Below are 12,439 nucleotides of genomic sequence, written 5' to 3'. Positions count from 1 at the left end.
ATAATAATCCTACATATTTTATACTAGTATACAGGATTATGTTCATATCATTTAATTAAATTTTTCGAAATAGATCTTTTCGTTCTTTTACAGATTCTAAAACATTGTGGCATACTACAACATCAAATGAATTATCTTCGAGTTGTTTTAATTGCCCTATATCACCAATAATCTGTTGATAATTATTTTTACACATTCTTTTTTCTACCATTTTAGCATCTGGTTCTATTGCAAGTACATTATTACTTTTTGCTAAATGATTCGCTGTGATTTCAAATCCGCTTCCGAAGTCAAGAATTTTTGAGTTGGTTATTTGAGATAGTTGTTCCCAAACCACTCGATAAAACAGTGTGCTCCAGAGACTATTTAAGTTTCTTAAATATGTTTTTAAATCGTTAGTTCTTATATTACTCCTATCATATAAAAATTATCCTTACTCCATGATATAATATAAATTTTATAGTTATAAAACTACTATGTTACACAAATTTTTATTTTTATCAAATTTAACGTTACTTAGAACTATTTTTATTATTTTTTGTAAAATAAAGAAGGAATTATACATCTAATGGAGAATAATACATTATATAGAAGTTAAAGTTATAATGTATATGATCTGTTGAAACAAATTATAAATTTGTTTCTTAGTTATAATAGATTAGATATGGAAGAAAGGATGTTACAATATGTTGAAAATTACTTGGATAGAATTTTTTTTTAGGATTATACCAGAAACATTTATTTTAATATTAGGGATACATGTAATCTCTAAAAAATCTATTAATATACTAAAGTATATACTTTCAAGCGTATTATTATCATTAATGATCTTTTTTGTAAGATGGCTTCCTATATATTTTGGTGTACATATGATAATTAATATAATTTTAATTATAAGTATTATGGTTGTTATTAGAATACCTATAATTAAATCTATATATAGTACTTTTCTAGTATATTTTTTACTTACCTTAGGTGAATTTTTAAATATGATTATGTTAAATTTATTAAATATAGATACAAGCATTGAATTTTCAAATCCTCTTATAAAATGTTTAGTTGGTACACCATCTTTAATTATCCTATTGATATCTATCATAATATTTAATTATTTATTAAAGATGAGGGAAGGAACAAAAAATATCTCTAACTGAAAAAATAGCGATTAAATCCAAGTCGTTGCATTATAATAGGCACATTTGTAGCAGCTGCAGATGGAATGTCTATTGATAATATATTATACAAGTTGAATATGTTTACAGTGTTGCTAATAAGTATAGCTTTTATAATAGTAGCAAAAAATGCACCTGTAGACAGCATTAAGAAACCTATTACTAGTATTGAAGTGAAAAAACAATTTAAAAAGAAATCTATTGCTGTAATATTCCTTTTTTTATTTATAATTGCAATTCTGTTTATACTAAGTAAAAAATATTTGGATTTATATTGTATTAAATTCATGGAAAGTATTAGTATTGGAATCTTATGGCAGGCTATTACACTTACCAAAATTGGAATTAGTTTATTAAACAAAGTCGACTTTGTTTTAAAATATATTATGAAAAGAGGTGAGTAATTATGAAAAATCAAATTAATAAATTAATTACTATGATCACATCATATATTTGCACAAAGATAGCATTTTCTGTTTCTGCCTCAGCTTGTTCTTGGGGTGCATTTCAACCAGAAGAACCAAAGTGTCTAAGAAAATAGTATATAAAAAATTAAATTAAAACAATATTGAAAGTAAAAATTGTTGATTTAGTTAATTAACAATTTTTACTTTCAATTTATGCAGTTTTGCCTATAATACTAGGAGGTTACCTTATGAAGATATTTATAAATAAAACCGAAAACAATTTATCTATAATATTATCCATTGTTAAAATTGCAATAATAGTATTTATTAGCATAATTATATATATGAATTTACCGAAGTATTGGGCTAATTTAAATATAAAAGATAATGGTCAATTCAATTTGTATACTACAGGATTTTTTTTATGTACTACTGGAATATGTTATATAATTTGGTTGATAATTAGTAATAGAATATCACAATCATCAAATGTATTCAGAATTTCATGGCTATTAGAAAATATTTTTTTTATATCGATTATTTCTTTACCAATATATTTATCTACAGTTTACGAAAATGAATATAAATATTTGTTTCTGCTACTAATAATATCTTCAGTAATTCAATATGGTTCTCGCTATGGAATTATAACTTCACTTTTTTCTTCTATTTTTATACTCGGAGCAGATCTATTATATGCCCCACTTAACGATGGAATTAATGTATATTTTCAAAAGGATTTAATAATGGCAGGAATATTTATTTTTTTTGCATGGATACTTGGGTATTATGTTGATATGGAGTTTGAAAATAATAAAAAGAAAGATGAGACCCTTAATATTTTAAGTTGTGAATTAGAAGAAAAAGATAAACAAAGAAAAGAAATGGAATCGTTATTATTAAATAATAAAATTTGTTATGATATGTTATTTGAAAATTCGCTAAATTCAATTATTGTACATAAAGATGGGATAATTATATACGCTAACGAAAGTGCTAGCAAATTATTAGGATATAAAAATCCAATGGATTTAAATGGGGAAACTTTTTATAATCACTATTTAGATGGATTTCAAAGAAATATTGAAAATAAATATTTAGAGATTGTAGATAAGAAGCTATTAAAGATTATAGAAGATGAAAATATAATAAATTACAATGGTGAGGTCATACCTGTACGAAATACATCATCTTTTTTTACTTATAGAGGAGAACCTTCTATACTGACTTTTTTGCTCGATATAACATCTGAAAAGAAAGTAGAAACTTTAGAGCTAGATGCAGAGAAAAATTTAAAATTACTTAATGAAACTAGAGAATTCAATAGCCTTATAATGGACTTTTTTACCAATATGTCTCATGAACTTAAGACACCTGTTAATGTTATTTATGTTGCTATTCAGGCTATAAATATGCATCTAGATAATTATGATTTATATAGCATTGATAAGTGCAAGTCTTATTTAAAAACCATGAAACAAAATTGTAAAAGAATGATCAGGTTAATAAATAATCTTTTAGATATAACTAAACTAGATTCTGGATTTATAAAAATTAATAAAAAAAATGGTAATATAGTAAGTGTTGTAGAAGACATTGTTCAATCAGTGGCTAGTTATGTAAAAAGCAGAGATATAGAACTTATATTTGATACAGAAATAGAAGAAAAAATTATGAGCTTTGATCATGATATGATAGAACGTATAATGCTAAATTTAATATCTAATGCTTTTAAATATAGCCATCCTAGAGGACACATATATGTAGATTTATTGGATAATGAATCAAGCATTATCATTAAGGTAAAGGATGAGGGAGATGGAATTCCTCCAAATAAGCTTGATGTTATATTTGAGCGTTTTGGACAAGCAAATTCTTCACTTTCTAGACAATGTGAGGGAACTGGAATAGGACTATATCTAGTAAAATCTTTTATTGAAATGCATAATGGAAAGATAAGTGTGGTAAGTACTGAAGGTGAAGGTAGTGAATTTTCAATAGAACTGCCTGTGCTGCCAGTTGAAGATGAAGATTATATGAATAATATGCTTTTTGAAACAAATGTGGAGAGAATTGAAATAGAGTTTTCTGACATATATTCAATACAGGATTAAGGTAGAGCAATAAATAGGTATTATCATCTTATATATATTGTATAGACATGTTGTACAATATAAAAGTTGAATGACATCATTATATCAATAAGTTATAGGGTTAGGGAAGTATACATACCATATAAATGCCATACAAAAGGATATTAATACATATATTTAATTTGGAGAAATAATTCTATAAAGAGGCAGCGGTATAAACACCATATAATATGATGCAACTAGAATATAAAAATAAGAAATCAATGCTAAAAAATAATTAATTTAAAAAAAGTAAATAATTAATAAAATTAGTGAAAAGGAGATAAGTCAACTTTATCCCCTTTTTGAATTAATAAACTATATTTTAATTTGCAAATTAGAAGTAATTAGAACTCGCTTGTTCCTGGAGTTCGTGGAAATGGTATTACATCCCTAATGTTTGTCATGCCTGTTATATACATGATTAATCTCTCGAAACCTAAACCGAAGCCTGCGTGTTTAGTTTCTCCATATTTTCTTAATTCTAGGTACCACCAATAATCTTCTTCAGATAAGCTTAATTCTGCCATTCTATTCTTTAAGACATCTAGTCTTTCTTCTCTTTGGCTGCCACCTATGATTTCACCGATTCCTGGAACCAAAAGATCTGTAGCAGCGACTGTCTTATTATCATCATTTAACCTCATATAGAAGGCTTTTATATCTTTAGGATAATCAGTTACAAATAATGGTTTTTTAAAGTGTTCTTCAGTAAGATATCTTTCATGTTCAGTTTGGAGATCTATACCCCAAGATACAGGGTAATCAAATTGCTTTCCGCACTTTTGCAATATTTCAACAGCTTCTGTATAGCTAACTCTAGCAAAGTCTGATGAAACTACATGATTTAATCTTTCAAGTAATCCCTTATCAATAAATTGATTAAAGAATTCTAATTCTTCAGGACACTCATCCATAACATACTTAATGACATATTTAAGCATATCCTCTGCAAGTTCCATGTCATCTTGCAAGTCAGCAAAAGCAATTTCTGGTTCAATCATCCAAAATTCAGCAGCATGTCTTGTAGTATTAGAATTTTCTGCTCTAAATGTTGGACCAAATGTATAAATGTTTCTAAAGGCTAAAGCAAAGCATTCTCCATTTAATTGACCTGAAACAGTAAGATTTGTTTCTTTTCCAAAGAAGTCCTTACTAAAATCTACATTTCCATCGTCAGTTAGTTGAGGAGTTTTAGGATTAAGGGTTGTCACTCTAAACATTTCCCCAGCGCCTTCGCAATCACTTCCAGTTATTATAGGTGTATGAGTATATACAAAGTTTTGATCTTGAAAAAACTTATGAATTGCATAGGCTGCAACAGAGCGAACCCTAAAAGTTGCTGAAAATGCATTACTTCTAGGTCTTAAATGAGCAATTGTTCTTAAGTATTCAAAGGTATGTCTTTTCTTTTGAAGGGGATAATCAGAGTTTGACATTCCTTCTATAATAATATTTTTTGCTTGGATCTCAAAAGGTTGTTTTGCCTCTGGTGTAGCAACTAATATACCGTTTACTGAAATTGATGAACTTATAGGCAGTTTTGATATCTCCTTAAAGTTAGATATTTTATCATCAAAAACCACTTGAATATTTTTAAAGAAAGAACCATCATTAACCTCTATAAAACCAAAGGCGTTAGATGATCTAAGGGTTCTTATCCAGCCTGATATTGTTACTTCCTTTGATAGGAAATCATCGGTATTTCGATAAAGGCTTTTAATTGAAATTGATTTTGCCATATTATATGACCTCCGTTTTTATAATTAATCTCTAAATTCAAATAAAGATATATTAATCAAAAATTTTATTGTGTTATGCTAAAACTCTATTAATATAACCCTTACGCTTAACAATACATAGATTTTACAATACTTTACTAATGAATGCAACTTATGGCTAGTCCTTAAATAGATAATAATTTATAGCTTTAAATATCTAAATTATAAGTAAAACATTAAATTAATATAAAATTGATAAATTTAGATATTTGCCTACTATAGTATTACATTGTAAATATAATTTAGTATGTATTCTTAAATAAAAAATAGTCCCATCTTTGCTTGTTCCAATAAATATCAGAAGTATACAAAAACAGAACTATTTTTACTTTTACAAATTTATAGCAATATTCTCGAGTAATTATATTAACAGGGTACCCGTCTATTGTCTAATTACTACATAGGTGTATAATTTCCAGACTGTTAATCTATGAGATGATAGTTAAATACATAAAAAGTATTTCGGTAAGGCTTGTCTATTCTATCCCGTCTTCAAAGCTTTGAATTAATTCCTTTGGAAAATTCAACATAGTCATATCCTTCACAATTCTTTTGAATGGATATGGAATTTCTTTTACTTGAACTTTCATTCCACCTTCTTTTGTAAAGTTCAATATGCTATAAGTAATATTTGGACGACCAATTTTGGGCTTTCCTACACTACCTGAATTTATATATACTTTATTACCGAATTCTTTTATTCCTGGAATATGAGTATGTGCACATACTAGGACATCAGCATTAAGTGAATTCATTATATCTAGCGTGTTATTTTCATCTTTTAGAAGATATTCGTTAATTTTATTTGGACTGCCATGAACGAATAAAAGTTTTTTACCTGCAATATTTAAAGTTATGGTGGAAGGCAGATTATCTAGAAACATTCGATTTTCTTCTCTTAACTCATTAACAGTCCAAGGAAGAGAGAAACTGTTAATATAAGTTTCTCTTATATAAGAATATTCATTGTCCACGACAGAATTATCATAATTTCCCTTTATACATAATATATGTCTTCTTCTTACCATTGAAATAACTTCATTAGGATGAGGACCATAACCAACTAAATCGCCCAAGCAAATGATAGTATCAACTTTTTCGTCATCTATATCCTCTAAAAGAGTAATAAGAGCATAAACATTAGCATGAATATCTGAAATTACAGCTATCTTCATAAGTATTCCTCCTATGTTGTTTTAAAAAAAGTTAAAATTACTACATTTGAGATTTTAAATAATTCTCTCCTACAATAACTACATCACCAGCACCTACTGTTAACAGCAAGTCACCAGAAGCAAGTTTTGATTTAGCATAATTTAATGCCTCATCATGAGAATGAACATTAGTGCATTTTACACCTTTATTTCTTATTGCATCACCAAGTTCATTGGAAGATACAAGACCAGTATTTTTTTCACGAGCAGCGTAAACATCCATTAGAATGAGCTCATCTGTATCATTAAAACATTCAGTAAATTCATCAAATAATGCCTTTGTCCTGGTATAAGTGTGTGGCTGAAAGATGCAATAGATTTTATTATGATTGATTTGTTTTGCAGTACTTAAGGTAGCTTTAATTTCCGTAGGATGATGGGCATAATCATCTATTATAGTAACACCATTTAGTTCACCTTTGTATTCAAATCTTTTATGAGCGCCTTTACATTTTGACAATCCTTCGATTATATCGTCATTAGAAATATCAAATATAAGGGAAACACAAATTGAAGCAAGGGCATTTAAAATATTATGCTTACCTGGTACGTTTAAAGTAAGTGTAAATAAATTTTTGTTATCCTTATATACATCAAAAGTTGCACAGCCATTTTTGTTGAAAGTTATATTTTTAGCATTTACATCTGCATTATCATTAAATCCATAGCTTAGTGTATTGCAGTGTGCTTTAGATAAAATTTCCTTAACTCGAGCATCATCATTAAAACCTATAAGATAACCATCATCTGGAATCAGTTTAGAGAATTGTAGAAAAGTATCTGCAATTTCATCTATGCTTTTATAATAGTCTAAATGGTCTGCGTCTATATTTAATATTATCCCAACATAAGGATAAAATTTTAAAAATGAACGTTTATATTCACAAGCTTCAGTTAAAAAATAATCACTATTACCTATTCTAAAATTACCACCTATTGCATCTAATTCTCCTCCAACTAGAATTGTAGGATCTAAATTACCAGCAAGAGTAATGTGGGAAAGCATTGATGTACATGTAGTTTTTCCGTGGGTACCTGATATAGCTACATTATATTTATGTCCTTTCATAATTTGTCCTAAAAATTCTGCTCTATCCATTAATGAAATATTTTTTTCTTTTGCCTCTAATAACTCAAGATTATCAGATGGGATTGCGGCAGTATAGACAACTAAATCTACATCTTTAATATTTTCTCTTTTGTGTCCTATGTAAATTTCAGCCCCTGAAACTCTTAATTTATCAACAATAGGTGAATCTTTGAAATCTGAGCCAGATACTTTATATCCACTATTTAATAAAACGGCAGCTAAACCGCTCATGCTAATTCCACCAATACCAATAAAATGAATTTTCTTATCTTTATCTTTTATAAAATCGAAAGACAAATGATCAACTCCTTTTTAATTAATAAACACTGAAACGTATTTATTATTTTTTCTAAATTATTAAAATATTTAGTATTATACTTTAACTATAATTATATACATTTTTCAAAAAATCAACCATAGAAAAAAATAAATACATAATATTTTATGCATATTTAGTGTATTTGTGAACAAGCTATGGTTATATAAAATAACTTTATAACTAAAAATATTGATATTAACTTGAATTTAGCATAAAATATGAATATTAAAGGGATTTAATATAAAAATAATTCGTGTAGGAGATTTAATATGGAGAAGTTTACGAGAAATAAGAGGGTAGTTGCTATAACCAAAATTTTATTAGAAAGTCCTAACAAAATATTAGGATTAAACAGGTTTTCGGAACTATTAAATGCAGCAAAATCTACTATAAGTGAGGATATTGTTGTAGTGCGTGAAGTTTTAGAAAAACTTAAAATGGGAAAGATTGAAACCATTGCCGGTGTAGCAGGGGGAATAAAATATATACCACAAAGTGGTGAAGAAGAGATGAAGGTATTTGCACAAGAATTATGTAAGCAATTAAGTGATGATGGAAGAGTTATTCCCGGAAACATAATATATATGACAGATTTAATGTATAATCCTAAAATAATAAGTAAGGCTGGAGTTATGCTTTCGTCTTGTTTTCAAGGAAAAGATGTTAACTATGTAATTACCGTTGAAACTAAAGGAATTCCGCTAGCTTATGAAGTTGCAAGAAATTTGGGAGTACAGTTGGTTATTGCTAGAAGGGATAGTCAAGTAACGGAGGGGCCAACAGTCACTATAAATTATGTTTCAGGAAGTAATGGAAGATTACAACAAATGTCATTATCTAAGAAGTCAATGAAGCCATCTAGTAAATGTATATTTATTGATGATTTTATGAAAGGTGGAGGAACTGCCATCGGAATCAAGGACTTGTTAAAGGAATTTGATAGTGAACTAGTAGGGATTGGAGTCCTGGTAGACAATAAGCAAACTGAAAAGAAGCTAATTGACGAATATGTTTCCATTGTAGAACTAAAGGAAGTAGACAAATCAGCAATAATAGGAATACAGCCTTCAAAAATATTTTCATAAATTATTTTAATCGGACAATCTCTTAGTTGTATTAATTTATGTTAATTTCTACAAAAAAATAAATTTTTAAGGATTTATTAAATATAAAAAAGGAATTTAGAAATTTGTGGAGAAAATATATAAATATTAAATATTTTTAAAGCAACTGGGAGGGGTGGAGTAAAATGAAAATTACAGACGTTAGAATTAGAAAAATCGCATCAGAAGGTAAAATGAAGGGAATAGTTTCTGTTACATTTGATAATGAATTTGTGATTCACGATATCAAAGTTATAGAAGGACAAATGGGTTTATTTATTGCTATGCCTAGTAGAAAAACACCAGATGGAGAATTTAAGGATATAGCTCACCCAATAAACACAGAAGCAAGGGAAAAAATTCAAACTGCAATTTTAGAAGCGTATGAAAAAGCTATTTCAGAAGAAGTTGTAGAAGAGCAATAAACTTATGAGCAAAAGGAAGTTTTTTATGACTTCCTTTTGTTTTGTTAAACTAAGTTTCATTTGGAAAATATTAAGATATTAATGGGTTGAAATAACTATTGCTTTCAAATATAATTAATTTAGCATGAATATTAAATGTGTTATTTAAAGAGATTAATCGTGTTAATATAAGGTATATTGAGAAAAATAACAAGTCAATGTGTTTAAATAATTGCCAGCTATTAGATAAAAAGTTCTATTAGCTGATATAAAGAATAACATCTGTGATTGTTATTTCTTTCGTATGTCTAAACTTATAAAAGAGGTGTGATATATAATGTATAAATGTGCACTAGTTTTGGCAGCTGGTCAGGGTAAGAGAATAAAGTCAGATTTACCTAAGGTATTGCATAAAGTATGTGGTAAAGAAATGTTAAAACATGTTATAGACTCAATAAGAAATTCAGGAATCGATGATATAAATGTAATTATAGGTAAGGGTGCTGAATTTGTAAAAGAAAGAACATTAGATAAAAATGTTGCCTATTCATTACAAGTAGAGCAATTGGGAACTGGTCATGCTGTTAAATGTGCTAACGATTTTTTAAAAGATAAAAAAGGAGTAGTCGCAATTTTTGCAGGTGATACTCCTTTAATAAAACAATCAACTATTGAAAGATTATTCAATGATCATATTGAAAATAATAATGCCGCAACTATTTTAACTTCATTAGTGGAAGACCCGACAGGTTATGGAAGAATTGTGCGTGATGCAAATAACCAAGTTTTAAAAATAGTAGAGCATAAGGATTGTAATGAAGAAGAACTTAAAATTAATGAAATGAATACTGCAATTTACTGTTTTGATATTGAATTGTTAGTTAGTGCCTTAGAAAAAATAAATAATAATAATCAGCAAGGTGAATATTACCTTACTGATGTCATAGAAATATTAAAATCTCTAGGAAAGCAAGTCGGTGCAGTTTTAACTGATTATGAAGAGACTATTGGAGTAAATTCAAGGGTTCAATTAGCAGAAGCAGAAGAGATCCTTAAAAACAGAATAAATCTTAAACATATGGAAAATGGAGTTACATTAATTGATCCGAAAACAACCTATATAGGAATCGATGTTGAAATAGGAAAGGATACAATAATATATCCGAATAACATTCTAGAAGGTAATACAAAGATAGGGAATAACTGTTTAATTTATCAGAATTGCAGAATAGCAGATAGTGCAATTGGAAATGAAGTAGAGATTCAATCTTCGGTTATATTGGATAGTAATGTTGGTGATAATACTACTGTTGGGCCATTTGCATATATAAGACCTGAATCTACAATAGGTAAACATGCTAGAATAGGAGACTTTGTAGAGATAAAGAAATCAACTATTGGAGATGGAACTAAAGTATCTCATTTAACTTATATAGGAGATGCTGAAGTTGGATCAGAGTGTAATTTTGGATGCGGAACAGTAGTTGTAAATTACGATGGTAAAGAGAAACATAAAACAATTATTGGAGATCATAGCTTTATAGGCTGTAATACTAATTTGGTATCACCTGTTACAATTCACAATAATACGTATATTGCGGCAGGCTCTACAATTACATCAGAAGTAAATGAAGGCGATCTTGCTGTGGCAAGAGCTAAGCAAAGAAATATTAAAGGATGGGTAGAGAAAAAAGGACTAAAAAAATAAAGTTTTTAATATAAATCAGCCAAAATTATAAAGGGGGTCTTCTCAATTATGATAACTCATGGGAGAAATATAAAAGTATTTACTGGAAATTCACATCCGAAATTAGCTCGGGATATAGCCGATATATTAGGAGTTCCAGTGGGAAATTCTAAGGTTTCAACTTTTAGTGATGGAGAAATATCTGTAGATATTAATGAAACTGTTAGGGGTAACGATGTATTCATAGTACAATCTACGTCTTCACCGGTTAATAATAATTTAATGGAATTATTAATTATGATTGATGCATTCAAGAGAGCATCAGCGGGTAGAATCACAGCAGTTATACCGTATTACGGTTATGCAAGACAGGATAGAAAGGCTAAATCAAGAGATCCGATAACTGCAAAATTAGTTGCAGACCTGTTAACTGCGGCGGGAGCGAATAGAGTTCTAACTATGGATTTACATGCAGCCCAAATTCAAGGATACTTTAATATTCCTGTTGACCACCTGCTTGGTGCGCCAATACTTGCACAACATTATATATCAAAGGGGTTAATGGATCAAGAAGATGTTGTAGTAGTTTCGCCAGATTTAGGAAGTGTAACTAGGGCAAGAAAATTTGCAGATAATTTGCAAGCACCAATAGCAATTATAGATAAGAGAAGACCCAAAGCAAATGTTTCAGAAATAATGAATATTATAGGTGATATTGAAGGAAAGAGATGTATTTTGATTGATGATATGATAGATACTGCTGGGACTATTGCAAATGCAGCAAATGCTCTTAAAGATTTAGGGGCGAAAAATATTTATGCCTGCTGTACTCATGGAGTATTATCTGGTCCAGCGATGGATAGAATAAATGCTTCAGCAATTGAAGAACTAGTAATGCTAAACACAATTCCACTAAAAGAAGATAATGACAATAGAAAGATTTTTTCTATTTCAGTTGCTCCTTTATTTGCAGAAGCAATAAAAAGAATTTATGATGATCAGCCAATTAGCAAATTATTTGAATGTCACCAATAAGATAAGTATTTAATTTTAAAATATCCTCAAATGCAAAAACAGAATGTATATTTATTATAAAATTATAGTAATAAATATATATTCTATTTTTTATA

The 12,439-nt window shown here is 28.4% G+C and carries 11 protein-coding genes; 7 read left to right on the top strand and 4 right to left on the bottom strand.

The annotated features are described in order from the left end of the window. Positions 1–55: 55 nt before the first annotated feature. On the bottom strand, positions 56–337 hold the full coding sequence (locus COL3_RS15295; RefSeq protein WP_008422789.1) for a class I SAM-dependent methyltransferase: 282 nt from the start codon (positions 335–337) through the stop codon (positions 56–58). 846 nt (positions 338–1,183) lie between these two features. On the opposite strand from COL3_RS15295, the gene COL3_RS15285 reads away from it, so the two are divergent. The 3 genes from COL3_RS15285 (at position 1,184) to COL3_RS15275 (ending at position 3,693) form a co-directional block, all read left to right on the top strand. Then, on the top strand, positions 1,184–1,576 hold the full coding sequence (locus COL3_RS15285; RefSeq protein WP_099716654.1) for an accessory gene regulator B family protein: 393 nt from the start codon (positions 1,184–1,186) through the stop codon (positions 1,574–1,576). Positions 1,577–1,578: 2 nt separating this feature from the next. Beyond that, entirely contained in the window at positions 1,579–1,713 is a 135-nt protein-coding gene (locus COL3_RS15280) for a cyclic lactone autoinducer peptide (protein ID WP_008422782.1), read from the top strand. A gap of 114 nt (positions 1,714–1,827) precedes the next feature. Further along, positions 1,828–3,693, top strand: a complete 1,866-nt coding sequence (locus COL3_RS15275) for a PAS domain-containing sensor histidine kinase (RefSeq protein ID WP_008422780.1) — start codon at positions 1,828–1,830, stop codon at positions 3,691–3,693. 365 nt (positions 3,694–4,058) lie between these two features. Here the strand turns inward: COL3_RS15275 and asnS are convergent, their stop codons facing one another. From asnS to murC, 3 genes are all read right to left on the bottom strand, one after another. Beyond that, the gene (asnS, locus tag COL3_RS15270) at positions 4,059–5,453 is read right to left on the bottom strand and encodes an asparagine--tRNA ligase (RefSeq protein ID WP_008422779.1); all 1,395 of its coding nucleotides are present in this window, start codon (positions 5,451–5,453) and stop codon (positions 4,059–4,061) included. A 515-nt stretch (positions 5,454–5,968) separates the two neighbouring features. Next, positions 5,969–6,667 (bottom strand): metallophosphoesterase family protein, encoded by a 699-nt coding sequence (locus COL3_RS15265; protein WP_008422776.1) that lies wholly within the window; start codon positions 6,665–6,667, stop codon positions 5,969–5,971. Between the two features lie 40 nt (positions 6,668–6,707). Beyond that, entirely contained in the window at positions 6,708–8,093 is a 1,386-nt protein-coding gene (gene murC / locus COL3_RS15260; protein WP_008422773.1) for a UDP-N-acetylmuramate--L-alanine ligase, read from the bottom strand. A 291-nt stretch (positions 8,094–8,384) separates the two neighbouring features. On the opposite strand from murC, the gene purR reads away from it, so the two are divergent. The 4 genes from purR to COL3_RS15240 all read left to right on the top strand — a co-directional run bounded on the left by purR (position 8,385) and on the right by COL3_RS15240 (position 12,344). Continuing rightward, positions 8,385–9,200 carry a pur operon repressor gene (purR, locus tag COL3_RS15255; RefSeq protein WP_008422770.1) on the top strand — a complete coding sequence of 272 codons (816 nt, stop codon included), beginning with the start codon at positions 8,385–8,387 and terminating at the stop codon, positions 9,198–9,200. Positions 9,201–9,364: 164 nt separating this feature from the next. Beyond that, the gene (gene spoVG / locus COL3_RS15250; protein ID WP_008422768.1) at positions 9,365–9,643 is read left to right on the top strand and encodes a septation regulator SpoVG; all 279 of its coding nucleotides are present in this window, start codon (positions 9,365–9,367) and stop codon (positions 9,641–9,643) included. A gap of 316 nt (positions 9,644–9,959) precedes the next feature. Continuing rightward, entirely contained in the window at positions 9,960–11,330 is a 1,371-nt protein-coding gene (gene glmU / locus COL3_RS15245; protein WP_008422765.1) for a bifunctional UDP-N-acetylglucosamine diphosphorylase/glucosamine-1-phosphate N-acetyltransferase GlmU, read from the top strand. A 48-nt stretch (positions 11,331–11,378) separates the two neighbouring features. Next, positions 11,379–12,344 (top strand): ribose-phosphate diphosphokinase, encoded by a 966-nt coding sequence (locus tag COL3_RS15240; protein WP_008422763.1) that lies wholly within the window; start codon positions 11,379–11,381, stop codon positions 12,342–12,344. The last annotated feature ends 95 nt before the right edge of the window (positions 12,345–12,439 follow it).

Origin of the sequence: Clostridium sp. LS (assembly GCF_002760435.1) — a bacterium.
Classification (GTDB): Bacteria; Bacillota; Clostridia; order Clostridiales; family Clostridiaceae; genus Clostridium.
Note: the sequence above shows the minus strand (reverse complement) of the source record. Positions and strands in the feature narration are given on the sequence as shown.